At 69.6% G+C, this 24232-nt stretch carries 22 protein-coding genes; 3 read left to right on the plus strand and 19 right to left on the minus strand.

The features are described from left to right. From CAL11_RS18840 to CAL11_RS18925, 18 genes are all read right to left on the minus strand, one after another. On the minus strand, window positions 1-978 hold the full coding sequence (locus CAL11_RS18840; protein ID WP_086093835.1) for a tripartite tricarboxylate transporter substrate binding protein: 978 nt from the start codon (window positions 976-978) through the stop codon (window positions 1-3). Window positions 979-1012: 34 nt separating this feature from the next. Further along, the gene (locus tag CAL11_RS18845) at window positions 1013-1810 is read right to left on the minus strand and encodes an SDR family NAD(P)-dependent oxidoreductase (protein WP_086093836.1); all 798 of its coding nucleotides are present in this window, start codon (window positions 1808-1810) and stop codon (window positions 1013-1015) included. A gap of 170 nt (window positions 1811-1980) precedes the next feature. Next, complete coding sequence (locus tag CAL11_RS18850) at window positions 1981-2901, minus strand: LysR family transcriptional regulator (RefSeq protein ID WP_086093837.1); 921 nt, start codon at window positions 2899-2901, stop codon at window positions 1981-1983. A 56-nt stretch (window positions 2902-2957) separates the two neighbouring features. Then, window positions 2958-3794, minus strand: coding sequence for an IclR family transcriptional regulator (locus tag CAL11_RS18855; protein ID WP_086093838.1), 837 nt, complete (start codon window positions 3792-3794; stop codon window positions 2958-2960). A gap of 52 nt (window positions 3795-3846) precedes the next feature. After that, entirely contained in the window at window positions 3847-4449 is a 603-nt protein-coding gene (locus tag CAL11_RS18860) for a flavin reductase family protein (protein ID WP_086093839.1), read from the minus strand. After that, a complete protein-coding gene (locus tag CAL11_RS18865; protein WP_086093840.1) occupies window positions 4446-5639 on the minus strand; it encodes an alpha-hydroxy acid oxidase in 1194 nt (397 codons plus the stop codon). Before CAL11_RS18865 ends, CAL11_RS18860 begins: the two co-directional genes overlap by 4 nt. Next, window positions 5636-6541, minus strand: coding sequence for a 4-hydroxy-tetrahydrodipicolinate synthase (gene dapA / locus CAL11_RS18870; RefSeq protein ID WP_086093841.1), 906 nt, complete (start codon window positions 6539-6541; stop codon window positions 5636-5638). Before dapA ends, CAL11_RS18865 begins: the two co-directional genes overlap by 4 nt. A gap of 29 nt (window positions 6542-6570) precedes the next feature. Then, the gene (locus tag CAL11_RS18875) at window positions 6571-7821 is read right to left on the minus strand and encodes an NAD(P)/FAD-dependent oxidoreductase (RefSeq protein WP_086093842.1); all 1251 of its coding nucleotides are present in this window, start codon (window positions 7819-7821) and stop codon (window positions 6571-6573) included. A 7-nt stretch (window positions 7822-7828) separates the two neighbouring features. Then, window positions 7829-8149, minus strand: a complete 321-nt coding sequence (locus tag CAL11_RS18880; RefSeq protein WP_033461737.1) for a 2Fe-2S iron-sulfur cluster-binding protein — start codon at window positions 8147-8149, stop codon at window positions 7829-7831. Between the two features lie 34 nt (window positions 8150-8183). Next, window positions 8184-9275, minus strand: coding sequence for a hypothetical protein (locus CAL11_RS18885; RefSeq protein WP_244172837.1), 1092 nt, complete (start codon window positions 9273-9275; stop codon window positions 8184-8186). Between the two features lie 11 nt (window positions 9276-9286). Beyond that, entirely contained in the window at window positions 9287-10438 is a 1152-nt protein-coding gene (locus tag CAL11_RS18890; RefSeq protein ID WP_086093844.1) for an aromatic ring-hydroxylating oxygenase subunit alpha, read from the minus strand. A 56-nt stretch (window positions 10439-10494) separates the two neighbouring features. Beyond that, a complete protein-coding gene (locus CAL11_RS18895; RefSeq protein ID WP_050458056.1) occupies window positions 10495-11493 on the minus strand; it encodes a Bug family tripartite tricarboxylate transporter substrate binding protein in 999 nt (332 codons plus the stop codon). A gap of 335 nt (window positions 11494-11828) precedes the next feature. Further along, window positions 11829-12452, minus strand: coding sequence for a response regulator transcription factor (locus tag CAL11_RS18900; RefSeq protein WP_086093845.1), 624 nt, complete (start codon window positions 12450-12452; stop codon window positions 11829-11831). Beyond that, complete coding sequence (locus CAL11_RS18905; protein WP_086093846.1) at window positions 12449-13522, minus strand: sensor histidine kinase; 1074 nt, start codon at window positions 13520-13522, stop codon at window positions 12449-12451. The genes CAL11_RS18900 and CAL11_RS18905 overlap by 4 nt, the downstream gene beginning before the upstream one ends. Before the next feature lie 88 nt (window positions 13523-13610). After that, window positions 13611-16367, minus strand: a complete 2757-nt coding sequence (mgtA, locus tag CAL11_RS18910; RefSeq protein WP_086093847.1) for a magnesium-translocating P-type ATPase — start codon at window positions 16365-16367, stop codon at window positions 13611-13613. 349 nt (window positions 16368-16716) lie between these two features. Then, a complete protein-coding gene (locus CAL11_RS18915) occupies window positions 16717-17712 on the minus strand; it encodes a Bug family tripartite tricarboxylate transporter substrate binding protein (protein ID WP_086093848.1) in 996 nt (331 codons plus the stop codon). Window positions 17713-17757: 45 nt separating this feature from the next. Beyond that, window positions 17758-19416 (minus strand): acyl-CoA dehydrogenase family protein, encoded by a 1659-nt coding sequence (locus tag CAL11_RS18920; protein WP_086093849.1) that lies wholly within the window; start codon window positions 19414-19416, stop codon window positions 17758-17760. 72 nt (window positions 19417-19488) lie between these two features. Then, window positions 19489-20610, minus strand: a complete 1122-nt coding sequence (locus tag CAL11_RS18925; protein WP_086093850.1) for a CaiB/BaiF CoA transferase family protein — start codon at window positions 20608-20610, stop codon at window positions 19489-19491. Between the two features lie 112 nt (window positions 20611-20722). On the opposite strand from CAL11_RS18925, the gene CAL11_RS18930 reads away from it, so the two are divergent. The 3 genes from CAL11_RS18930 to CAL11_RS18940 all read left to right on the plus strand — a co-directional run bounded on the left by CAL11_RS18930 (window position 20723) and on the right by CAL11_RS18940 (window position 23268). Beyond that, on the plus strand, window positions 20723-21607 hold the full coding sequence (locus tag CAL11_RS18930; protein WP_086093851.1) for a LysR substrate-binding domain-containing protein: 885 nt from the start codon (window positions 20723-20725) through the stop codon (window positions 21605-21607). 89 nt (window positions 21608-21696) lie between these two features. Next, window positions 21697-22668, plus strand: a complete 972-nt coding sequence (locus CAL11_RS18935; RefSeq protein ID WP_033461743.1) for a Bug family tripartite tricarboxylate transporter substrate binding protein — start codon at window positions 21697-21699, stop codon at window positions 22666-22668. Window positions 22669-22788: 120 nt separating this feature from the next. Beyond that, window positions 22789-23268 carry a thioesterase family protein gene (locus CAL11_RS18940; protein WP_033461744.1) on the plus strand — a complete coding sequence of 160 codons (480 nt, stop codon included), beginning with the start codon at window positions 22789-22791 and terminating at the stop codon, window positions 23266-23268. Here the strand turns inward: CAL11_RS18940 and CAL11_RS18945 are convergent. Then, window positions 23249-24226 (minus strand): Lnb N-terminal periplasmic domain-containing protein, encoded by a 978-nt coding sequence (locus CAL11_RS18945; protein ID WP_086093852.1) that lies wholly within the window; start codon window positions 24224-24226, stop codon window positions 23249-23251. The genes CAL11_RS18940 and CAL11_RS18945 overlap by 20 nt on opposite strands. Window positions 24227-24232 lie beyond the last annotated feature (6 nt).

Raw genomic sequence — 24232 nt, forward strand, 5'->3', positions numbered from 1 at the left:
TCAGGGCTTGGCCGCGCCTTGCAGCATCAGCGCCACGGCGTCCTTCTCTTCGACCGCCGCCTTGCGGGCGTAAGCGGTGTAGCCGGCATGGTCGAGGTACTTGACGCCGATGCCGTAGCGCGCCGCGGTCTCCAGCAGCTTGGGGTTGCGCGCCGCGCGGCCGATCGCCTCGTCCAGGATGCGCACCGTCTCGGGCGCCATGCCGGCCGGTCCGGCGATGCCCAGCGGCGAGGTCACCGTGACCGGGTAGCCCGCCTCGGCCAGGGTCGGGGCGTCGGGGAAATCAGGCGAGCGCGCCTCGCCGGCGGTGGCCAGCACGCGCACCGAGCCTTGCTGCGCGAACGGCAGGATGGTGTTGGTGGCCGACACCACCTGGATCTGCCCGCCCAGCAGGTTGGTCACGGCTTCGGAGTCGCCCTTGAAGGGCACGCTGGTCCATTCGACGCCGGCCTTCCTGCCCAGGTCCATCATCAGGAATTCATTGACGCTGTAGCGGGCCGACACACCGTAGAAGATCTCGCCGGGATGGCTGCGCGCGTGTTCGATGAGCTCCTGGATGGTCTTCCACGGCGCCTTGTCGGCCACCGCGATGGCGTAGTTGTAGCCGCCCACCATGGACACATAGGTCAGGTCCTTGAGGGGGTCGTAGTTGACCTGCTGGATGTAGGGCTGGCGGAACACGCCCAGCGGCACCATGGTCAGGGTGTAGCCGTCCGGCCTGGCCTGCTTCATGCCCGAGGCGCCGCGCGTGCCGTTGGCGCCCGGCTTGTTCTCGACCACCACGGCCTGCTTGAGTTCGCCGGCCAGCGCCTCGGCCAGCGCGCGGCCCAGGATATCGGTGGTTCCGCCGGCGGCGTACGGCACCACCAGGGTGATCGGGCGCTGCGGGTAATCCGCGGCATGCGCCGCGGCGCCGGCCATCATCGAGGCCGCGGCCACGCCCGCGCCGATCCAGCGCTTGGTCATCGTCATCATCATTTTCGTCCCTTCCATTATCGAATTGCAGGCGGCGCTAGATCTGCGCCAGCCGTTGTTGCCCGGTACGGGCGTCGGTCAGCCAGAAGCCGCCGTCGACCTTGACGGTCTCGCCGGTCGTCAGGGTGGCCGAGAATCCCAGGTACTCGATCAGCCCCGCCACGTCGTCGGCGCCGCACACCTTGTCCAGCAGCGACAGGCGCCTGGACACCTCGCCCCGCTCGGCCCAGCCCTCGATCGCCCAGCCGGTATCCACGTAGCCGGGCGCCACGGCGTTCACACGCACCTCGGGCGCCAGGGCGCGGGCCAGGTTCTTGGTCATGTTGATCACCGCCGCCTTGGACGCCGCATAGGGCAGGCTGCTGCCCGGCGAGTCCAGGCCGGCCAGCGAGGCGATATTGACGATGGCCCCGCCCGCGCGCTTGAGGTGCGGCGCGGCCGCCTTGGCGCAGAAGAACGGGCCCTTGACGTTGACCGCCAGCACCGCGTCCCAGATATCGCCAGTGATCAGGTCCAGGCGCGCCGCCGGGACCACCGCCTTCACGCCCGGGATGCCCGCGCTGTTGACCAGCAGGTCGATCCCGCCCATGGCCTGCGCGGCGGCCTCGATGGTCGCCAGGATGCCCGCCTCCTGCGTCACGTCGCCCGGCGCGGCGAACACGCTGCGGCCTTCGGCCTCGAGTTGCCGGCACATGGCCGCGCCGCGCTCGTCGCCGGGCAGGTACACCATCGCCACCGACGCGCCCGAACGGGCCAGGCGCTGCGCCGTGGCCAGGCCGATCCCGGACGCGGCGCCGGTGACGACGGCGCGGCGTCCTCGTAATGCTTCAGACACTGGAAAACTCCTCGTAGAACAGGCGGGCGCCCATGCTGTCCATGCCCTGCATCCATGCCGGGAGGCGGCGCCAGCCCCAGGGCGAGACTGTAAGCGCGGACGCGACGACTTTTTGTCCTATCTGCCTTCCGGCGCGGAATACCCGGCGGCGCGCGGGGCGCGCCGCCCGCTCAGGCGCCGGGCGCCAGGCCCGCGCGGTCGAAATAGGCGGCGGCGTTGGCGCGCAGCAGGCCAAGTGCCTCGGCGAACATCGGCGTGGACGGAGTCTGGCGCCGGTAGAACAGCATCACGTCGCCGTGGATGGGCGGCAGCGCGCTGTCGAGGGCGGCGATATCCCGGCTGGCGGCCTGCAGGTAAGACTGCTCGGCCATGATGGCGATCAGGTCGGTCTCCCGGATCAGCGACGCGAACAGCATGGCCGACGTGTCGGTTTCCAGGCGCACCCGGGGCGGGTTCAGGCCGGCATCCTCGAAATGCCGGTCCAGCTGGCGGCGCAGCGCGATGTCGCGCGACGGCAGCAGCCATTCGCAGTCGGCCAGCGCCCTCAGGCTGAGCCGCCGGCCGGCCAGCGGCCCGCCGGCGCGCACCACCAGCTTGTAGTGCTGCCGGCCCAGCGAGGCCGCCACGATGTCCTCGGGCAGCGGCGCGGCCTCGAAACCCACCGCCAGGTCCAGCCTGCCGTCGATGACCAGGTCGACCAGCTCGCTGGTCAGCTTGACCCGCGTGGTCAGCGATGCATTGGCGTAGCGGCGCAGCAGCAGGGCCGCCGCCGGCAGCACCAGCGGTTCGAGCAGGGCCGGCACCGCGCCCATGCGCAGCGCGCCCAGGCTGGCGGCGTCTTCCGAAAGCAGGTCGCGCTCGATGGTGTTGGCGATCTTCAGCAGCTCCACCGCGCGGTCGTACAGCGCCCGCCCGGCCTGCGTCAGCGTAGTGCGGGCGCCGCGCTCGACCAGCGCCATGCCGTAGTGCGCCTCCAGGCGGCGCACGATCTTGGTCACCGCCGACTGGGTAAGGCCATGCACGTCGGCCGCCTTCTGGAAGCTGCCATAGTCGTGCACGGCGGTAAAGATAGCCAGGTCTTCGATACGCATGCCGGGAGCCCTCGGGAAACAGGCCCTAGGTTAAGCGATCCGGCGCGCCGCCGCCGTCACCCCATGAAGGGGCTGATCTTGGCGCCCGACAGCATCATCGCCGTGGCCTGCACATGGTTGGCCAGTTCGGTCTCGGCCTGCTCCACCGTCCAGCGCGCGACCGGCACCGAAATGTTCACCGCGGCGACCGGCCAGCCGCCCTGGTCCAGCACCGGCGCCGCCAGCGAGATGTCGCCCACGACCGACTCGTTGGCCACGATGGAATAGCCGCGCGCGGCGGCGGTGCGGATGCGCTGGCGCAGGCGGTCGAGGTCCAGCTCGGTCGACGGCGTCAGGGCCACGCGCCGGCTGGCGCGCAGGATGGCGTCGCATTCCTTTTCCGGCAGCCGCGACAGGATGGCCGTGCCCGAGGCGGTGCAGAAGGCCGGCAGCCGGCTGCCGACCGCCACTTCGATATTCATCAAGTGGCGGCTCAGGAAGCGCGCCACCAGGACGATCTCGGTGCCATCGAGCTCCTGGAGGTTGATGGTTTCGTCGAAGGTGCGGTTCAGTTCCTGCAGGTACGGCAGCGCCTTGGCGATCAGCTCGTTGTTGCGCACGTAGTTGTACGAGAACTGCAGCAGGCGCGCGGTCAGCCGGTAATTCTTCGAATCCGGCACGCGCGCCAGGTAGCCCAGGCTTTCCAGGGTATGCACGACGCGCTGCACGGCGCTGCGGCCCATGCCGGCCGCCTTGGCGATGTCGGCCAGCGTGATCTCCCGGCGCGGCCCGTCGAATGCCTGCAAGACCTGGAATGCCCGCGCGATCGCCTGCACGTAGAGCGGCGAATCGTCGCCGCCGGCGGCATGCGCCGGCGGCTCGACAGACGTAGGCTTGGCTTGTTTTGAAGGCATGCTCGATTGTATCGTTGGCGATCCTTGGGCTACCCGCCCCGGCATCATATCGCTATACCGATATGGTGTCCGAAACCCGGCAATACGTGGTCCCCGCCAGCCTGCCCACCGCGTTGAGCACGGCCGGATCGACGCGGTGCGCGTGGGCCAGCCCCGCGGCCGCGTGGGCCAGCACCACCTCGCCCACCAGCAGCGCCGAGCGCCGCTGCCCGAACTCCACGCAATGGCGCAGCCGGCACTCGAACTGCAGCGGCGACTGCGCGATGCGCGGCACGCTGACCACGTGCGAGGCAATGGGCGTCAGGCCGGCCGCCTGCGCCTCGCTCACATCGCTGGGATAGGGCTGGCCGCACTGCTGCACCTGGGCCACCATGTCGGCGGTGACGGAATTGATGACGAACTCGCCCGAGCGCTCGATATTGCGGCGCGTGTCCTTGCACGCGCCGTCGTCGCGAAACGCCACCGAGATGCCCAGCATCGGCGGATCGATCGACAGCACGACATAGCTGCTGAACGGCGCCGCGTTGAGCACGCCGTCCTCGCCCAGGCTGGTCACCAGCGCGATCGGCCGCGGCACGACGCTGGCCATCAGGAATTTGTAGCGCTGGTCGTGGTCGAACTGGCCCAGGTCCAGGCTGGCGTGGCCGTGCGTCATGGCGCGGCCTCGTGCTGCCGGTCCCCGCGCGCCGGCAGCAACGCATGCTCGTCCAGCCGCCGCGCCGCGGGGCAGCCGAGCAGCCTGAGCGTGGTCTCCAGCTCGCGCTGCAGGATGGCCAGGACCTCGGCCACGCCGCGCGGCCCGCGCGCGGCCAGCCCGTACAGCGGCGCACGGCCCAGCAGCACGGCCTGCGCGCCCAGGGCGCGGGCCTTGGCCACGTCGCTGCCGCGCCGCACCCCGCCATCGACCAGCACGGCAAGCCGCGTCCCCACCGCATCCATGACGCGCGGCAATACCTCCAGCGCGCTGGGCGCGCCTTCGAGCTGCCGTCCGCCATGGTTGGACAGGACGATGCCATCGGCGCCGTGACGCAGCGCCAGGCGCGCGTCCTCGACCGACAGGATGCCCTTGACCAGGACCGGCCCCTGCCAGTGCCGGCGCAGCCACGGCAACGCATCCCACCCCAGCCCCATGTCCATCTGCCGGCTCATGGCGGCGGCCTGCCGGTTCAGGCTGGCCTGCTCGCCCATGCTGCGCGCCAGGTTGACCAGCTGCGGCCCGCCGCGCTGGCGCAGCATGCGCAGGCACCAGCGCGGGTGCGCGGCGAAATCCAGCATCAACCGCGGTCCGGGCCGCAGGGGCAGGCGAAAGCCGTTGCGCACATCATGGTCACGGGTGCCGTGCACCGGCGTATCCACCGTCACCATCAGGGTCGAGAAGCTGGCCTCGCGGGCCCGGCGCATCATGGCCTCGGCGATCGAGCGGTCGGTCTGCACGTACAGTTGCAGCCACAGGTCGCCCGGGCTGGCCGCGCGCACGTCCTCGATCAGCGAGGTCGAGGCGGTCGACAGCACGAACGGCAGGCCGGCCGCATGCGCCGCGCGGGCCAGCGCCTCGTCCGCGCGCGGCCAGTACAGCCCGTTCAGGCCGGTCGGGCCGACGATCATGGGCGAGCGCTGTTCGCGCCCCAGCACCGGCACGCGGGTGTCGACCGCGCTGACGTCGGTCAATACCCGCGGATTGAATGCCAGCCTGCCGTAGGCGGCCAGGTTGCGCCGCAGCGTCCTGCCGTCCTCGGCGCCGCCCTCCAGGTAATCGAACGCGAAGCGCGACAGCCGGCGCCGGGCCAGCGACCGATAGTCGTGCACGCAGGCCAGTGCCGACTCCAGGCCGGGGCGAGCGCTCATGCAGCCTGCCCGAAACGCTCGATCATCGACGCCATGCACTGGCGCAGCGCCGCCTGCAGCTCGGGCGCCGCCTCGCGCAGCGGCGCCAGCAGCGCGGGCGCCTCGATGCCGATCAGGTCCCAGACCGCCTTCAGCGGGCCGGGGTTGGTCTCGGCGAACGCGAGGTCCATGACCGGCATGAGCTCGCGATGCAGCGCCAGCGCCTCGGCGCCACGGCCCGACGTGGCCAGCTCGAACAGCCGCAGCCAGGCCGCCGGCAGCATGGTGGCGGTCACCACGATGCCGCCGCGCGCCCCGCCCAGCAGATGCAGCGGCAGCAGCGTGTCTTCCCCGCTCAGCACGGAGAACGTATCGGACACCCCGGCCACCACGCGCAGGAAGTGGTACATGTCGGTGTTGCAGGCCTTCATGCCGATGATGCGTTCGTGGCGGGAAAGCTGGTGCAGCACCTCGGGGGCCAGCGCGATGCGCGTGCGGTACGGAATCTCGTAGATGATGAGCGGCACGGGCGACTCGTCGGCGTAGCGCAGGAAGTAGTCGAGCAGGCCGGCCTGGGTCGGATTGGTGTAGTAAGGCGTCACCACCATCAAGGCGTCGGCGCCGGCCGCCGCCAGCTCGCGCCCGGACTGCAGCGCGTCGAAATAGCCGGTGTCCAGCACGCCGGCGATCACCGGGACCTTGCCTTGCGCGGCCTGGGCGGTCGCCTCGACCATGCGGCAGCGCTCGGCGCGCGCGAGCGATCCGTACTCGCCCGTGCCGCCGATCGGCACCAGGCCATTGATGCCGTGGCGCAGCTGGTATTCGACCAGCAGGCGCGCGGCCCCGGCGTCCACGGCGCCCTGGGCGTCGACGGGCGTGGGCAGCGCGGTCAGGATGCCGCGCAGGGAGGTAGCGTCGATCATGAGGTTTCCTCGTAAGGGGCCGGCCGTCGTCAGGCCAGCCAGTGCTTCAGTTCACGGGTTTCATCGGCCAGCCTGTCGGCCTCGCCGATGGTCGAGAAAATCAGTTTGCGGGCGGCCATGAATTCGCCCGGGCGATTGACGGTATCGACGGCCAGCAGCCGCCCCGCCTTCAGGTAGAAGACGCTGAACGCCGCCTGCCGCGGGTCGCCGCGCACCACCACGTGGTCGTGCCCGTGCGCCACGCCGGCCATCTTCAGCTTCAGGTCGTATTGGTCCGACCAGAACCACGGCAGCGGATCGAGCTCGCGCGCCTTGCCGCACACCGTGGCGGCCGCCTGGCGGGCGTGCTCCAGCGCGTTGGGCACCGACTCGATGCGCATCGCGCGTCCGTAGCGCGGGTTATAGGCCAGCGCGCAGTCGCCGACCGCCAGGATGTCCGGATCGTCCGTGCGCAGCATGGCGTCGACGACAATGCCGTCGCCGACCGCCAGCCCGGCCTCGCGCGCCAGTTCCACGTTGGGCGCCAGCCCGATGCCGGCGATCACCAGGTCGGCGGCAATGCGCTGGCCGTCGCTCGTGTGCACGGCCGCGATGCCGCCGTCGCGCGCCGGCTCGAACCCGGCCACGCCCGTATCCAGCCGCAGGTCCACCCCGTGCCCGCGATGGGTCGCTGCGTAGAAGGCCGACACCACGGGCGCCGTCACCCGCGCCAGCACGCGCGGCGCGGCCTCCAGCACGGTCACGGCCAGCCCCAGCGAACGGCACACGCTCGCCACTTCCAGCCCGACGTAGCCGGCGCCCACGATGACCACGCGCCGGCTGTGTTCGAGCCGCGCGCGCAGGCGGCGCGCGTCCTCGAGCGTGCGCAGGTAATGGACGTGCCCGCCGCCCTCGGCCAGCGGCGCGTCCAGGCGGCGCGCGCGCCCCCCGCAGGCCAGCACCAGCTTTTCGTAGGGCAGCACACGCCCGTCGGCGCAGTGCAGCACGCGCGCGGCGCGGTCGATGCGCGTCGCGCGCGCGGCGCCGATCCGCGCAATCGCCGCGCGCTCGTACAGCGCGGCCTGCTTCAGCCCCAGACTGTCGATGCCGGCCGCGCCCTGCAGGAAGGCCTTGGACAGCGGCGGCCGCTGATAAGGCTCGGCGCTTTCCTCGCCAAGCAGCGTGATGGGCCCCTGCCATCCGGCGCTGCGGGCCGCGAACGCCGTCTCGACGCCGGCGCAGCCGGCGCCCACCACCACCAGGCCGGGCGCGTCTTGCCGGATTGCCGGAGCATGCTGCATGGCGGCCTCAGTTCTGTGTGTCGGCGACGCGCACGGTAATGCCGTCGAGGGCCGCGCTCATCCGCAACTGGCAGCACAGCCGGCTGTTGTGCCGGCGCGGTTCGGCCGTCCACTCCAGCGCCTCGGCTTCGGCCGCGCCCATCGGTTCCAGCGCCTCCAGCGCCGGTTGCTCGACAAAGACATGGCAGGTCGCGCAGCTGCAGCTGCCGCCGCATTCGCCCAGGATGCCCGGCACGCCGGCGAAGGTGGCGGCGTGCATCAGGCTGTCGCCCTCGGCGACCTCGACGCGCAGCGTCTCGCCCGCCGGGGTAATGAAAATGGCGTTCATGGTGTGTCCATCGGCTCGTGCATGGCGTGGGGAATCAGCAGGCCTGCGCCTGCAGGCGGTCGCGCAGCACCGCCAGGCGCGCGGCGGCCTGCTCGACATCGCGCGCGGCGAAACCTTGCGCAAGCTGCGGGTCGTGCCGCCGCAGCGCCTCGTGCAGCGCGCCGGTGTACGTCGCATTGCCCTGCCCGTCGATCACCAGCCCGCTGTCCTGCTCGAAGCGCGCGTTCCAGGCGATGGCGTCCTCGCGCGACAGGCCGGCCGGCAGGTCCAGCGCCATGGCGCCCTGCTCGTCCACGCGCACCGGGTAGCCGCCGGGCAGGCCCTCGGGCGCCGGCACGTGGCCCGACCACGGCCGACCCGCCGCCAGCGCCAGCGCCAGCGGCACGCCGGTCGCGCCGGAAATGTCGAACGCGGTCTGCGGCGAGAGCATGACGTCCCGGAACACGCCGGGCACATCGTCGATCTCGCGCCCGTCGAGCCAGACGCGCGGCACCGACCCCTGGCGCTCGCCGGGCAGGCGCCGCCACAGGCCCAGCTGCTGATAATGCGCCAGCACTTTCACGCGGCCCGGCTCGCGCGCATCGAGCGCGCCCGCGAACGCATTGGAAAGAATGCCGACGTTGCCCACACCGCACAGGACGTCGACGCCGGCATGCCTGAGCAAGCCATTGGTGACATCGGGAAAGCAGGCATTGAGATAATGCGCGCCCGGCGCGGCGGCCGCGATGGCGCGCCCCGCCTTCAGCGACAGCACGGTCTGGAAGGCGGCCGTCACGCTCAGGCCGCCATTGGCGACCAGCCGGCTCCAGGCGTCGTCGGTCGAGCGCAGCACGGAAGCCGTTTGCAGCGACGCCGTCTGCACCACCACGCGGGGCCGGGCCTGCGCCAGGACGCCTGCCAAAGTGTCGGTCTCGAAGTCCGCGCACTGGCGCGTCTCGAACCGTACCGGTCGGCCGAACAGCACGGCGCGCGCGTTGGCCGCGGTGCGCAGCCAGGCCAGGCGCGGCGCGCTGCGGCCCACCACCGTCACGCGCGCGGGATGGTCGGCGCTGGCGGCGATATCGAACAACAGGCGCGCGGCGAACTCGCCGGTGCCCAGCAGCATCAGGTCCGTGGAGGCAGTCATGGATGGTTCCTTCACAGCGCCAGCGCGTCCAGCAGGCGCTGGCGAAACGCGTACGACACGGCTTCCAGCGGCGACACCCGCCCCGCCCTGGCCAGCGGCGAGCGCACGCCCAGCTGCTGCTGCTCGACGATCTCGTTGTCTTCGGCCACCGCGACATCCCAGCGGTCGTAATAGGCCTGGACTTTCTCGTCGAAATCCGGCCGCGCCACCGTGCTGCGGTGAAAGCACGAGCCCACGGTCAGGTCGATGGACTGCGGCCCGGTCGGGTTCAGCTTCACGTACCACACGCAGTCCTTGGTGAAGCCGAACAGGGCGCTGGTCGCGGCATGGACGAAGGTCGAGCCGTCCCGGCAGCGTCCCTGCAGGTCCGGCCAGTGCGCGAACCCTTCCTTGCCCGGCAGCAGGCCGGCCGTTCCCTCGTGCTGCGCGTACAGCACCAGGTAGTCGCCGTCGCACTGCTCCAGCTCCACCGGCTTGCGGTGGTAAACGGACAGGCTGCCGCGCGCCAGGCTGTTCTTGTGCACCGTGGGCGTGTGGTAGTAGTCCATGAAGTTCTCGACATAGACTTTCCAGTTGCACTGGACTTGGTATTCGGCGCGGCGCGTCAGCACCAGCTCGTCGAGCCCGTGGCTTTCGATCTTGGACGGCAGGTCGCCGAGCTGGCTTGCCAGCGGGGCCGCGTCCGGGTCGAAATTGACCCACATGAACGGACCCAGCTTTTCCAGGCGCACCGGCAGCAGGCCGTTGTCCTTCCTGTCGAAGCAATGGGTGCCCTCCATCCCCGGCGCGGCGCGCAGCTCGCCGTTGCCGGCGTAGCTCCAGCCATGGTAGGGACAGACGAAGGCCCGGCCCTGCCCCTCGCCGTTGACCAGGCGCACGCCACGGTGGCGGCACGAATTGGCGAAGGCGCGCACCTGGCCGTCCTCGCCGCGCGAGACGATGATGGGCACGCCGGCGAAGTCCATCGCGAAGTACGCGCCCGGCGCGGCCAGGCGGCCTTCATGGCCGATGAAATTCCAGCGCTTCATGAAGATGCGGTCGATCTCGCGCTGGTAGAACGCGGGGTCGTGATAGGCCTGCGGCGGCAGCGAGGTCGCTTCCTCGAGCGGCCGGCGGGCGCCCGCATAAAGCGCCGCGTCGAAGAGGGGGTTCTGGTTGGGCATGGCGTCTGAAAATGGCTGGGAGAGAAACGGGGCACGCCGCGCGGCGTGCCGCCGCGTCAGTTGATGCTGATGTTGGCCTTCTCGACCACTTCCACCAGCTCGGCCGACTCCTTGCGGATCCGTTGCTGGAACTCCTCGGGCGACATGGCCAGCACCGGGCCCTGCACCGTCAGCTTGGCGGCCAGTTCCTTGTCCTTCAGGGCCCCGTCCACCTCCTGGTTCAAGCGCTCGATCACCGCCCGCGGCGTGGCCTTGGGCACGAACAGGCCGACCCACGACGCCACGTTGAAATCGCCATAGCCCGCCTCCTGCACCGTCGGCACGTCCGGCAGCTCGGCCAGGCGCCGGTTCGAGGAAATGGCCAACGGCCGCACCGCGCCGGACTTGATGTGCGCCATCACCGACAGCGAGTCGAACACCATGTTGACCTCGTTGGCCAGGATCGCCGACTGGGCGCTGGCCGTGCCCTTGTAGGGGATGTGGACCATCTGGATGCCGGCGCGCGAGGACAGCACCTCGAACGCGATCTGCGTGATGTTGCCCGGGCCGGCCGAGCCATAGGTGATCTGGCCGGGGTTCTTCTTCGCCAGCTCGACCAGGTCCTGCAGCGTGCGCACCGACTTCATCTTGGGATCGTTGTTGTTGACCACCAGGATCAACGGCATCTCCATGATGGTCGCGACCGGCGCGAAGTCTTCCTCGGGGTTGTAGCGGATGGTGTTCTTGTGCAGCACCGGGCTCAGGGTGATGGCGCTGCTGCTGCTGACGAACACCGTATAGCCGTCGGGCGCGGCGCGCTTGACCGACTCGGCCGCGATCATGGCGTTGGCGCCGACGCGGTTCTCGACCAGGAAGGTGGTGCCCATGGTCCGGCTGAGGTGTTCGCCCAGCAGCCGCGCGCCCACGTCCACCGGACCGCCGGGACTGAAGCCCACGACCAGGCGGGTCGGCCGCGAAGGATAGGAATCCTGGGCGTGGGCCACAGGGGCAAGCGCCGCGCAACAGGCCACGGCTGTCACGGCGAATTTGAGCTGGTGTACGAAAGAGGCAATCACAGGGGTTCTCCTGCTGAGCAGACCGATAGCCCGCGCTGTACGCCGGCATGGGCGGTCGGCGCGGGGACGCACAACTCTTGAGCATTTCGTTCAAGCGAAACCCACAAGTGGGACGAATTCTAGGAATCCGGTTCGGACACGTCAATTTTTAATTAAAACAATCGCTAGGCGATTATTTTTGCGGATCGGCTCGGTACTGACGGCATGCGACGGGCGCCTGTCCCGGCGGGGACTGGCCGTCAACCGTTCATGGTGTAGAGCGGTGCGCCCGTCCCAGTGGGGACAGGCGCACCATGCGCGGGTGTCGGCGCCCGTGCGGGGGCGGGCGCCCGAGTCTAGGGTTGCAGCTTTTCGGTGATGCGCACCAGCTCGGCCAGCGAACCCGCCTGCATCTTGCGCATGGCATGTCCGCGGCGAACCTTGACGGTGATCTCGCTGATGCCCAGGCGCGCCGCGATCTGCTTGTTCAGCAGGCCCTGCACCACCAGGCGCGCGACGTCCTGCTCGCCGGCGCTCAGCGACGCCCACCTGGCCTGCAGCGCGGCGGCGCGCGCGGCGCGCTCGCGGCGCTGGCGATCCTGCTCGATGCCGGCGTGGATCGCATCGAGCAGGTCCTGGTCCCTGAAAGGCTTGGCCAGGAACTCGATGGCGCCGTTCTTCATGGCCTGCACCCCCATGGCGATATCGCCATGGCCGGTGATGAAAATCACCGGCAGGTTGATTTCCAGCCCCGCCATGCGCCGATGGAAATCCATCCCGCTCTGCCCCGGCATGCGCACGTCCAGCACCAGGCAGCCCGGCGCGTCCTCCATCGCATGGGCCAGGAACTCCCCGGTCGAACCGAACGTCAGCGCCCGCAGGCCCACCGAGGCCAGCAAGTCCTCGAGCGCCGCGCGCACCGAACTGTCGTCGTCGACGATATAGACGACGCCCGCCGCCTGCTGCATATCCGCCGTCATGGCCGCCTCTCCCGCGCGAGGGCCGGCACGCTGAAGCGCAGGGTCGCTCCCGCGCCCGCGTCCGGCTCGGCCCATATCTGACCGCCATTGGCCTCGACGATGCTCCGGCTGATGCTCAGGCCCACGCCGATGCCCTCCTCCTTGGTGGTCCAGAAGGCCTCGAAGATATGTTCGTGCAGGCCTGGCGGGATGCCCGCGCCGGAATCGGCCACCGACAGCACGATGGCGCCGTCCGCGGCGGCCGACCCGACGCGCAGCAGCCGGGCTTGCGCCGGCACGGCCGCCATGGCCTCGATGGCGTTGAGGACGAGGTTGCCGGCCACCTGCTGTATCTGCAGGCGGTCGGCGAGCGCGGGCGGCAGTCCCTCGGCGAAGTCGGTGGCCAGGACGATATCGTTGCGCTCCATTTCGGCGCGCGACAGTTCCAGCACTTCGCGCATGGCCTGGTTGAAGTCGAACTCGCCCGTGTCCGGCGGCTCGCCCCGGGTCAGGCTGCGCACGCGGGCGATGATGTTGCTGGCGCGGCCAGCGTCGCCCAATATGCGCTCGAACGCCTGGCGCGCCTTGTCCAGATTGGGCGGATCCTGCGCCAGCCAGCGCTGGCCGGCATTGCCGCTGGCGACGATGGCGGCCAGCGGCTGGTTCACCTCGTGCGCGATCGAGGTGGTCAGGCTTTCCAGGCTCTGGACGCGGGCGATGCGCATCAGGCGCGCCTGCGCGATGTGCGCGGCCGCCCTGGCCGCCTCCATCTTCAGCACCAGGTAGGTGGTCATGATGATGGCCGCGATGCTGATGCCGGTATTGATCAGGCCGGAACGCAGGTCGCCATGCGGCGTCAGCCCGAAGCTGAGCGCCGTCATGGCGATGCAGACCGCGCAAAGCGCCAGCAGCCCGCGCCGGCCCAGGAAACGCGCCGTCGTCAGGATGACGACCGCGTAGAACACGGCGGCGGCGACCTCGTAGCGGGTGCCCGTGTCCGCCGCGAAGATGACCGCCGTGGCGAGCGCGATCAGGGCGAACTTCAGGAGCAGGCGCATCCGCGGCGAGGTGGATATCCCAAACGGCTGCATGGCATGACCTGTAGGTGCTGGGCGATGGCAGGACTGGATGCGGGCATGGCGAAAAGCGCTGCGGTGAACTAGGTTAGCACGCGGTCTCTCACTGCCAGCCGAACTTCCGTATATAGATCTTCTTCATCGCCGTGGTCAGCAGTGCATAGCCCAGCAGGATGGCAAGCAGCCACGGGAAATAGGCCGGGGGCAGCGCCTGAAGGTTGAAATAGCCTGCCAGCGGGCTCATCGGCAAGGCCACGCCTATGGCCATGATGAGCGCGGTCATCAGCAGCAGCGGCCAGGCCGCCCGGCTCTGGATGAACGGCAGTTTCGGCGAGCGGATCATATGGACGATCAAGGTCTGCGTCAGCAGGCCGACCACGAACCAGCCGGACTGGAACAAGCCCTGCTCGCCCACCGTGTTGGCCGCGAAGACATGCCACATGAGCACGTAGGTGGCGATATCGAAGACCGAGCTGAGCGGGCCGAAGAACACCATGAAGCGCCCGATGTCGGCCGGATTCCATTTCAGCGGCCTGGCGACCAGCTCCGGGTCCACGTCATCGAACGGGATGGCGATCTGCGAGATGTCGTACAACAGGTTCTGCACCAGCAATTGCAGCGGCAGCATAGGCAGAAACGGCAGGAACGCGCTGCCCACCAGGACCGAGAAGACGTTGCCGAAGTTGGAGCTGGCCGTCATGCGTATGTACTTGAGCATGTTGCAGAACGTCTTGCGGCCTTCCACCACGCCCTCCTCCAGCACCATCAGGCTTTTCTCCAGCAGGATGATGTCGGCGGCTTCCTTGGCGATATCCACGCCAGCGTCCACCGAGATGCCGATGTCCGCCGCGCGCAGGGCCGCGGCATCGTTGATGCCGTCGCCCATGAAACCGACCACGTGGCCGTTGCCGCGCAGGGCGCGCACGATGCGCTCCTTGTCCTGCGGCGTCAGGCGCGCGAACAGCTGGTGCGTCTCGACCGCGCAGGCCAGGTGCGCGTCGCTCATGCTCTCGATCTGCGCGCCCAGCAGGTGGCGGCCATGCTCCAGCCCCACCCTGCCGCACACATGCGCCGCGATGAGTTCGCTGTCGCCGGTCAGCACCTTGACCCGCACGCCATGCCCGGCCAGCGCGCGCAGCGCCGGCTCGGTGGATTCCTTCGGCGGATCGAGAAAGGCGATATGGCCCACCAGGGTCAGCCCGGCTTCGTCGGCCACCGAATACGCCGACTGCGTGCCCGGCAGCGTCTTCATGGCGACCGCGACCACCCGCAGGCCCTGTTCGTTCAGCGCCTGCGTGAACGCGCGTACCCGATCGAGCAGTTCGCCGTCGAGCGGGACATGGCGCGGCCCCTGCGCGGTCTCGATGCGAATGCGGTCGCAGACCGACAGCATCTCCTCGACCGCGCCCTTGCAGATCAGTTCGTGATGATCGTCGCGCTCGGCAACCACCACCGACATGCGGCGCCGCTCGAAATCGAACGGAATCTCGTCGACCTTGCGATAGTCGAGCGCCACCCGCATTTCCCGCTGCAACTCGGCGTGCTCGAGCACCGCGTGGTCGAGCAGGTTCTTCAGGCCGGTCTGGTAGTAGCTGTTGAGATAGGCATAGCGCAGCACCTCGTCCGAACTATTGCCGAACGCGTCCGTATGCCGCTCCAGCGCGATCCGGTCCTGCGTGAGGGTGCCGGTCTTGTCGGTGCAGAGCACGTCCATGGCGCCGAAATTCTGGATCGCGTCCAGGCGCTTGACGATCACTTTCTTGCGCGACATCACCACCGCGCCCTTGGCCAAAGTGGACGTCACGATCATCGGCAGCATCTCCGGCGTCAGGCCCACCGCCACCGACAGCGCGAACAGCGAGGCCTCCAGCCAGTCGCCCTTGGTGAATCCGTTGATGAACAGGACGACCGGCGCCATGACCAGCGCGAACCGGATCAGCAGCCAGCTGACGCTGTTGACCCCGCTCTCGAACGCGGTCGGCGCGCGATCGGCCGCGGTGACGCGCGCCGAAAGCCCGCCGAAATAGGTCCGGCCGCCGGTTGCGATCACCAGCGCGGTGGCCGCGCCGGAAACCACGTTGGTGCCCATGAAGACCAGGTTGGGCGCGTCGAATATCGTTTCGAACGGCTCGGTGATGCCGGCGAATTTCTCCACCGGCAGCGACTCGCCGGTCATCGCCGCCTGGGCGATGAACAGGTCCTTGGCGGCCAGCAGGCGGCAATCCGCCGGAATCATGTCGCCGGCGGAAAGCACGATGTGGTCGCCAGGCACGAGGTCGCGGATCGGCACTTCCGTGCGCGCGGCGCGCCCGGGCGGGCCCGCCGGCTCGCCGTCATCGGGGCGCCGGATGACCGTGGCGGTATTGCTGACCATGGCCTTGAGCCGCTCGGCCGCCCGGCTGGAACGGCCTTCCTGCACGAAGCGGATCAAGGTGCTCAAGGCCACCATCGTGCCGATCACCGCGGCCGCCGTCATGTCATCCGTCGCGAACGAAATGCCGGCCAGCACGCTCAGCAGAAGATTGAACGGATTCCTGTAGCAGTGCCACAGGTGCAGCCACCCGGGCAGGGGCTTCTCGTGCTCGACCTCGTTGGGGCCGAAACGGGCCCGGCGCTCGCGCACCTCGGCCGCGCTCAGCCCGCCCTCGCGCGAGGCCATGCGGGCCATGGCGGCGGCGACATCATCGGAGGCGATCCGCCGCATGTCGCGCGCGACGCGCCCGGCCCCGGCCTGCGCCGCCGCGCCGTGGGCGCCGCGCAGGGTTTCGAGAATGGCCTGGCGCTTGAAATGGCGATTCGCGTGCCGCCCCTGGAGAAATCGGCTGAAGAGGCGCTTGAGCATGGTGTCGATGACTTTCATCGGAATGAGACCTCCGCGGGCACGCCGCCGCGCAGGCCTCTCACGCGCTCAGGCGGGCGAGAATCCCGGGGCCGGTGCCCGATGTGTTGTTGCGTTCATGGGGTTCGGGAAAAGGGGCGCGACGCGGCGCCTGTGCGGGTCGGGGTCCATGCGCATCCTCCTGCTTCGTGGCCGGCCGGCGCGGCGGGCCTGGGTTGGCGACAGTGCGAATTGTCCCCGCGGCCGCGCCTGGCCGCCAGCAGGCATTGGGACAAGCGGGATATACCTTGGTATATCGGTCGATGCCGCACGGGCGCCTGTCCCAGCGGGGACAGGCGCCCATGACTGCGCCATGCGCGGCGCGGGCCGCCTACTGCACCGTCGCGCCGGTGCGGTCGATGATTTCCTTCCAGCCGTCGACCTGGCGCGCCAGGAATTCGGTGAACGCCGCCTGGCTGAGGATGGTCTCGGGCGTCTGCACCCCGTTCTTCTCCAGGGTCGCGCGCATGTCCGGCGCCTGCAGCGCGGCGCGGGCGGCGCGCTCCAGCGTCGCCAACGCGGGCGCGGGCAGCCCCGCGGGGCCCACCAGTCCGAAGGCCACGCCCCGTTCCAGCGTAGGCACGTCCTGCTCGCGGAAGGTCGGCACCTCGGGCAGGATCTTCGAGCGCTGCGCCGACGCCACGCCTAGCGCCCGCAGGCGGCCGTCCTTGATGTAGGGCGCCGCGCTCAGCACGTCCAGATACATCGCCGTGACCTGCCCGCCAAGCAGGTCGTTCATCGCCGGCGAGGTGCCCCGGTACGGCACGTGCACCAGCCGCGTTCCGTTGAGCTTGTTGAACATCTCGCCGGCCAGGTGGTTGGTGCTGCCGCTGCCCGAACTTGCATACGACAGGTTCTGGCGAGTGTTCGCGTACTTCACGAAATCCCCCAGGCCGCGCACCGGCAGGTCCTTGTTGACCACCAGGACGTTGGGAATCTCGCCCAGGTACGCGATCGGCGTGAAGTCCCGCTTGGGGTCGAAGCCGGCATCCTTGTAGAGATTGGCGTTGATGAACAGCGCGCCCGAATTGGCGAACAGCAGCGTGTAGCCGTCGGGCGCGGCCTTGACGACATACTGGGTGCCGATGTTGCCGCCCGCGCCCGGCTTGTTGAGAATGATGGTGGACTGCCCCAGCGTGTCCTGCATGGTCCGCGCCAGTACGCGGGCCAGCGCATCGGTGGGCCCGGCCGGCGTGAACGGCACCACCATCTGGATGGGATGCACCGGGTAGGCGCCGGTGGCGGCATGGACCGGCCACAGGGTGGCCGCCAGCAGCGCCGCCCCGATCGATAGCGCCAGCCGGCGCAGTCTGCGATAAGTAGGCATGGTGTCTCCTCCGTTGGTTTTGGTATGGGCGCCGTCGCCGCGTGGTCAGGCGCGCAGCAGGCCGCCGCGGCGCAGCTGCGGATCCAGCCGGTGCGCCAGGACGTCGGCCGCATAGGCATGCCGATGCGCAAGCCCGTCGTCCTGGCTCGCTTCCCAGGCGAACTGGATGGCGCTGCCGACGTGATACAGCGCGGAGGCCACCTCGCGCGCGTCTTCCTCGCGTTGCGCCTCCGCCTGGCGCGCGGCGTACGCGCATACCAGGTCCAGCCGCTGGGCCAGCGCGGCGCCGTGCGGGCCGCCTGCCTGGCCCAGCAGGGCCCGCAGCGCCCCCTCGTAGGCGGCAAGCGCATCCTCGCGGTTGATGGCGCGGTACACGTCCAGCGCGACGATGTTGCTGGTGCCTTCCCAGATCGAGCCCAGGTGCGCGTCGCGCAGCAGGCGCGCTTCCGGCCATTCCTCGATGTATCCGCAGCCGCCGCGCACTTCCATCGCGTCGCCGGTCACTTTGCGCGCGTCCCGGCACGCGCGGAACTTGATCAGGGGCGTCATGATCCGCACGACCCGGCGCGCCGTCTCGTCGCCGTCGTCGGCGCTGCGCAGCGCCTGCGCGGTGTGGTAGGCAAAGGTGCGGGCCTGTTCGGTCATGAGGCGCATCTTGTCCAGCTGGCGGCGGATCAGAGGCAGGTCCGCCAGCCGCTTGCCGAAGGCGCGGCGATGCTCGGCGACATAAGTGGCTTCGCTCAGCGCGCGCCGCATCAAGGCCCCCGAGCGCACCCCGTTGGACAGCCTGGAGCTGTTGACCATCTCGGCCATTTGCTGGAACCCCTTGCCCACTTCGCCGATCAGGTAGGCTTCGGCGCCCTCCAGGCGGATCTCGCCGCTGGCCATGGAACGCGTGCCCAGCTTGTCCTTGAGCCGGATGATGCGATAGGCATTGGGCGTGCCGTCGGCCTTGACGCGCGGCATCAGGAACAGGCTCACGCCGGCCATGCCGGCCGGCGCGTCGTCGGGACGCGCCAGCACCATGGCCAGGTCGGCGCCGGCGTTGGAGCAGAACCATTTGTCGCCGGACAATTGCCAGTGCTCGCCATGGCGGCGGGCCGTCGTGGCCGTCTGCGCGATGTCCGAGCCCGCGCCCTGCTCGGTCATGAACATCGCGCCCTGATAGTAGGTGTCGAAATCCAGCGAGGTCAGGCGCGACAGGTAGCGCTGCACCAGCGCCGGCTCGCCATACTTCTTGAGCGTGCGGGTGAACGAGTCGGTCATGTTGACCGGGCAGGTCAGCCCATACTCGGACTGCGAGAACAGATAGAACAGGGTGTACTTCGCCGCGGCCGGCAGGGGCTCGTGCCAGCCGAGCACGCCGGGCGCGTGCGACGCGGCGGCCAGGCCGAACTCGGAGAAGGCCCAGCGCTCCAGCTCCACGTAGACGGGATGCTTGACCACCTCGCTGCAGTCGTGGCCCTGGCGCGTGCGCACCACCAGCTCGGGCGTGTGCTTGTCGGCCTGCGCGGCCAGCTGCTCCAGCCGCCCGCCGGCCAGCTCACCCAGCCGATGCAGGTGCGGCGTGAGGTGCGCCAGCAGGTCGGGCGCCAGGTACAGCGACAACAGCGCCGGAAGGTCGGGGTCGGCCAGGTAAAGGTTCTGGCCCAGGCTGTCGGGAATGGGGTCGGCCAACCGCGCCGCGATTTCAGGAGATGACATGGCGTTCTTCCTTGCTGACGAAATGGTTTGAACGGACCGGCGCGGCAAGCCGCCGGTCTTCGGATCGATGCGCTACGCCGGCGCGATGCGGTAGCTGGCGGGCGTGCGCCCCAGCCTGATCGGCGAGGCCAGTCCGGTGTAGCGCTCGCCTATCCTGGCCACCATGGCGCGCTCGGCCGTTTGCGGATGCGCCAGCGCTTTCTCCACCGTCAGCACGGGGCTGCAGGGCACGCCCGCGTCGAGCAGCGCGCGTGCCAGCGGTTCGCCGTCCATCGGCTGGAACAGGCCGGCCAGGATCGCGCGCAGCGCGGCGCGGTGTTCCGAGCGCGCGCGGTTGGCGCCGAAACGCGGGTCGTCGAGCACGTCGGGCCGGCCCAGGTGGCGCATCAGCCGTTCGAATTGCGTGTCGTTGCCCACCGCCAGGTAGATCGGCACGGTGGCGGTATCGAATACGTCGTAGGGGTAGATGTTCGAGTGCGCGTTGCCCACGCGCGCAGGCGGCTGGCCGCTCAGGAAGTAATTGCCGGCGTACGGGTGCAGCAGGGAAATGCCGCTGTCGTACAGGGCCGCCTCGACGTACTGCCCGCGGCCGCTGCGCTGGCGCTCCTGCAGCGCCATCATGACGCCCAGCGCGGCGTTCATGCCCGTCACCAGGTCGATGACCGGAAAGCCGACCCGGCACGGGCCGCCTTCGGCGGGCCCGTTCAGGCTCATCAGGCCCACCATGGCCTGGACGGCGGTGTCATACGCGGGCAGCCCGCCCATGGGGCCGGTCTCGCCGAACCCGGTCACGCGGCAATAGACCAGGCGCGGGAAGCGTTCCTGCAGCGCCTGCGGCCCCAACCCCCATTTCTCCATCGTGCCGGCGCGGAAATTCTCGACCACCACGTCGCATTCGGACAGCAGGCGCAGCACGGCCTGCTGCGCCTCGGCGGTGGACAGGTCCAGCCGCGCGGCGCGCTTGTTGCGGTTGACGGCAAGGTAGTACGAGGCGGTCCCGTCCTGGAACGGCGGACCCCAGGCGCGCGTCTCGTCGCCGCCCGGCGGTTCGATCTTGAGCACGTCGGCGCCGTGATCGCCCAGGATCTGGGTGCAGTACGGACCGCCCAACACCCGCGACAGATCCAGGACGCGGATGCCCGCCAGGGCTCCCGTCTGCCCTGGCGAATGAGGTTCGAATCCCAGGCCGGCCACTGCGTGTCTCCCATGCTTGTCGTTGATTGGTCCGGATCGAGTATGGGCAAGGGCAGTGATATAGTCCAATTCAATATTTGGACCAATTGATCCTTAAAAAATATCAACCGCCATGGACCTCCGACAGCTCAAATACTTCGTCGTGCTGGCCGAAGAACTGCATTTCCGCCGCGCGGCGGCGCGGCTGTCGATCTCGCAGCCGCCGCTCAGCCACGCCATCAAACTGCTGGAGGAAGAACTTGGCACCGCGCTGTTCGAGCGCACCACCAAGTCGGTCGCGCTGACATCGGCCGGACAGGCGTTCTACCCCGAGGCCCTCAAGGTGCTGGCGCAGCTGCAGGTGGCCTGCGCGGTGACCAAGGACGTGGGCGCCGGCAAGCGCGGCCACCTGCGCATCGGTTTTGTCGGCGGCATGCTGCTGCGGGGCTTGCCGGAGATCGTGCACGACTATGCCGAACGCAATCCCGAAGTCATCGTCACGCTGCACGAGATGAGCTCGGCCGAACAGACCAAGGCGATCGCGCGCGGCCAGCTGGCGGCGGGCTTCCTGCATGCCGGCCTGCTGGCGCCCGAGCTGGAGGGCCAGGTGATCCGCGACGAGCCGTTCGTGGCCTGCGTGCCGCGCCACCATCGGCTGGCCGGGCGCCGCGTCATCGACGTGCGCCAGCTCGCCGGCGAGGACATGGTCCTGTTTGCCCGCGATGTCTCGCCGGGTTACTACGACAGCGTGATCGCCCTGTGCATGGATGCGGGCTTTTCGCCGCGGATACGCCACGAGGTCACCCACTGGCTGACCGCACTGCTGCTGATCAGCCGCGGCGGCGGCGTGGCCCTGGTGCCCGACCCGTTCGTCGACGCCGGACTGGACGGCGTGCGCTATCTGCGCCTGAAAGCCTGCGATGCCCGCTCGTACGCGCATTTCGCCTGGAAACGCGACGCCAGCGACCCATTGCTGCGCGAATTCGTCGCGTTCGCGCTGCGCCGCTACCGCTGGTAGCCTTGCCCTGCGCGCCGCGCGCGGCCAGAATGGCTCCTGCGCCCGGCCCGGCCGGCGCGCGCCACCCATAACCAAAACAAGGAGACACCATGAAACGCTACGCCGGCATCCTGCTGGGCATGTTCCTGGCCGCGCCCATCGCGCCGGCCCTGGCCGCCGACAACTGGCCCAGCCAGCCCATCCGCTTCGTCGTCCCGTTTCCCCCCGGCGGCCCCACCGACCTGATGGCGCGGCTGATTTCCGAGCCGCTGTCCAAAAAGCTGGGCACCAGCGTCATCGTCGAGAACAAGGCCGGCGCCGCCGGCAACGTCGGCTCGGCCCAGGTCGCCAAGTCCGCGCCGGACGGCTACACCATCCTGCTGGCCGCCAGCGGCAACATGTCGGTCAACCAGACGCTGTTCAAGAGCCTGCCCTACGATCCGATCAAGGACTTCGCCTCCATCATCCAGATCTCCCGCTTCCCGCTGGTGTTGGAGGTCAACCCGGAGTCCGGCATCAAGACGGTGGCCGAGTACATCGCCTACACCAAGGCCAACCCCGGCAAGGCGACCTTCGGCTCGGCCGGCAACGGCTCGCCGCAGCACCTGGGCGGCGAGCTGTTCAAGACGCTCACGCAGACCCCGCTGCAGCACATCCCGTACAAGGGCGCCGGCCCCGCGCTCAACGACCTGATCGGCGGGCAGATCCTGAGCATGTTCGACATTCTCGGCAGCTCGATCCAGCACATCAACAGCAAGCGGCTCACGCCGATCGCCATCACGACCAAGGCGCGCTCGCCGCTGCTGCCCGACGTGCCCACCATCGACGAATCCGGCCTGCCCGGCTTCGACTACTACGCCTGGCACGGCATCGTGGCGCCCGCCGGCACCCCGCCCGAGGTGATCGCGCGCTACAACACGGCGCTCAACGAAATCTTCGCCGACCCGGCATTCCGCACCCGCTGGGAAGCCATCGGCAGCGACGTGGTGGGCGGCACGCCGGCGCAGTTCGACACGCTGGTGCGCTCCGAGGCCGAGCGGCTGGGCGGCCTGGTGCGCCAGCTGGGCGTGCAGCTGGACTGAGGCGGTTCAGGCGCCCGGTGTGCTACCCTGCCGCGAACACGCGTGCCCGCCCCTGCAGGAAGGAGCCTGTCCCGGCGGGGACAGGCTCCTTCCCGCCCCCTCCACTCCCGAGGTCCGATCATGCCTGCCCTGCCCAGCACCACCCTCAGCGTGGATCCCGCGTGGATCGATGCGTACGGCCACATGAACGCCGCCGAATACGTCGGCATCTTCGATCGCGTCGGCTTCGAGCTGTTGCGCGAAGTCGGCGTGGGGCTGGACTACACCGAGGCCACCCAGTGCGGCATCTACACCATGAATATCCAGGTCGCGTACCTGCGCGAGGTGCTGGCCGGCGATCCGCTCATGCTGCGCGTGCGCCTGCTGGAGGCCGACGACAAGCGGGTGCTGTGCCTGATGGAGCTGTGGCAGACGCGGGACGGCTACCTGGCCGCCACCATGGAGCAATTGTCGCTGCACGTGGACCTGCGCACGCGCCGCTCCAAGCCGTTCGACCCGGCCCTGGCCGAGCGCCTGGCGCGCACGGTCGGCGAACACGCGCAGGCGCCGCTGCCGGCGGGCTACCGGCGCATCCTGCCGCTCAAGCCGCCGCGCGGCTAGGCGCGCGGATCGCCGCCGAATAGGCCGCCGGGTCGGGCTCGGCGCGCGCCCGCTCCGTATAGCGGGCGGCGGCGCGGCGCTCGGCCAGCGTGCCCACGCCCTCGAGCGCGTCCAGATCATACAGATAGCCGGGCAGGTAGCCGGACAGCAGCAGCCGGTAATCCAGCGGCAGCCCGGGCGCCACCTGCTCGGCCAGGCGGAAGACAATCGTGGTGCAGTTGGCCGTCAGGGTGTTGTAGAAGCGCGGCCGCTCGCGCAGCTGGTTGGCCGCGTGGACATAGGCGAGAAACAGCGCCTGCGCCCCTTCGCGCGGCATGCGCACGCGGTAGAGATAGCCGTCCTCGCCGCGGATGTTGGTGCGCACCCGCATGCAGTCCCGCTCGGTGGCCGCGACGATGCAGCGCTCGTACTGGCGAAAGAAACCGCCGAGCTCCGAGAACTTGTCGCCCACCTTGCGTCGTATCTCGACCGAAAACACCAGATGACGGCCGTCGGCGAAGCCGAACGACACCATGGTGTGCGCAATGGCCGCCCGCCCCCAGTAAGACAGCACCAGATCGACCGACTCGAGCATGCCCAGGTCGTACTCGTCGTCGCGCCAGCACGCATCGAAGTCATCCACGCCGCGCCACTGGAAATCGCGCACATTGCTCAGGCGCACGCGATGGCCATCGGCGCTGCCGGCCAACAGGCGCGCAACCTCGGCCTGCCAGGGCCGGTTCAGCGAAGGCTTGATGCCGCGCCACCACCACGCCAGCCACAGCGCGGCGGCCGCGAACGGCGCGAGCCCGGCCCAGGCGCGGTCGTACAGCGCATGGAGCGCCAGCGCGGCGGCGGCCAGCCAGGCGACGGCCAGCGGCACGCGCAGGCGGGCCGGACCGCGCACGGCAAGCGCCAGCGCGCCCCAGGCCGCGCCCAGCGCGATGACCAGCGCCGCCAGCGCCTGGCCGGCTAGCATGGCGGC

The organism is Bordetella genomosp. 6 (assembly GCF_002119705.1).
Lineage (GTDB): Bacteria > Pseudomonadota > Gammaproteobacteria > Burkholderiales > Burkholderiaceae_B > Bordetella > Bordetella bronchiseptica_F.

Excerpts from the sequence above, each read along its gene's own strand:
- CAL11_RS18885 (WP_244172837.1), bottom strand. The coding sequence starts at position 9,275 with ATGACTGCCTCCACGGACCTGATGCTGCTGGGCACCGGCGAGTTCGCC.
- CAL11_RS18890 (WP_086093844.1), bottom strand. The coding sequence starts at position 10,438 with ATGCCCAACCAGAACCCCCTCTTCGACGCGGCGCTTTATGCGGGCGCC.
- CAL11_RS18840 (WP_086093835.1), bottom strand. The coding sequence starts at position 978 with ATGATGATGACGATGACCAAGCGCTGGATCGGCGCGGGCGTGGCCGCG.
- CAL11_RS18865 (WP_086093840.1), bottom strand. The coding sequence starts at position 5,639 with ATGAGCGCTCGCCCCGGCCTGGAGTCGGCACTGGCCTGCGTGCACGAC.
- CAL11_RS18905 (WP_086093846.1), bottom strand. The coding sequence starts at position 13,522 with ATGCAGCCGTTTGGGATATCCACCTCGCCGCGGATGCGCCTGCTCCTG.
- CAL11_RS18915 (WP_086093848.1), bottom strand. The coding sequence starts at position 17,712 with ATGCCTACTTATCGCAGACTGCGCCGGCTGGCGCTATCGATCGGGGCG.
- CAL11_RS18900 (WP_086093845.1), bottom strand. The coding sequence starts at position 12,452 with ATGACGGCGGATATGCAGCAGGCGGCGGGCGTCGTCTATATCGTCGAC.
- CAL11_RS18940 (WP_033461744.1), top strand. The coding sequence starts at position 22,789 with ATGCCTGCCCTGCCCAGCACCACCCTCAGCGTGGATCCCGCGTGGATC.
- CAL11_RS18875 (WP_086093842.1), bottom strand. The coding sequence starts at position 7,821 with ATGCAGCATGCTCCGGCAATCCGGCAAGACGCGCCCGGCCTGGTGGTG.
- CAL11_RS18920 (WP_086093849.1), bottom strand. The coding sequence starts at position 19,416 with ATGTCATCTCCTGAAATCGCGGCGCGGTTGGCCGACCCCATTCCCGAC.
- CAL11_RS18855 (WP_086093838.1), bottom strand. The coding sequence starts at position 3,794 with ATGCCTTCAAAACAAGCCAAGCCTACGTCTGTCGAGCCGCCGGCGCAT.
- CAL11_RS18945 (WP_086093852.1), bottom strand. The coding sequence starts at position 24,226 with ATGCTAGCCGGCCAGGCGCTGGCGGCGCTGGTCATCGCGCTGGGCGCG.
- CAL11_RS18880 (WP_033461737.1), bottom strand. The coding sequence starts at position 8,149 with ATGAACGCCATTTTCATTACCCCGGCGGGCGAGACGCTGCGCGTCGAG.
- mgtA (WP_086093847.1), bottom strand. The coding sequence starts at position 16,367 with ATGAAAGTCATCGACACCATGCTCAAGCGCCTCTTCAGCCGATTTCTC.
- CAL11_RS18850 (WP_086093837.1), bottom strand. The coding sequence starts at position 2,901 with ATGCGTATCGAAGACCTGGCTATCTTTACCGCCGTGCACGACTATGGC.
- CAL11_RS18930 (WP_086093851.1), top strand. The coding sequence starts at position 20,723 with ATGGACCTCCGACAGCTCAAATACTTCGTCGTGCTGGCCGAAGAACTG.
- dapA (WP_086093841.1), bottom strand. The coding sequence starts at position 6,541 with ATGATCGACGCTACCTCCCTGCGCGGCATCCTGACCGCGCTGCCCACG.
- CAL11_RS18935 (WP_033461743.1), top strand. The coding sequence starts at position 21,697 with ATGAAACGCTACGCCGGCATCCTGCTGGGCATGTTCCTGGCCGCGCCC.
- CAL11_RS18860 (WP_086093839.1), bottom strand. The coding sequence starts at position 4,449 with ATGACGCACGGCCACGCCAGCCTGGACCTGGGCCAGTTCGACCACGAC.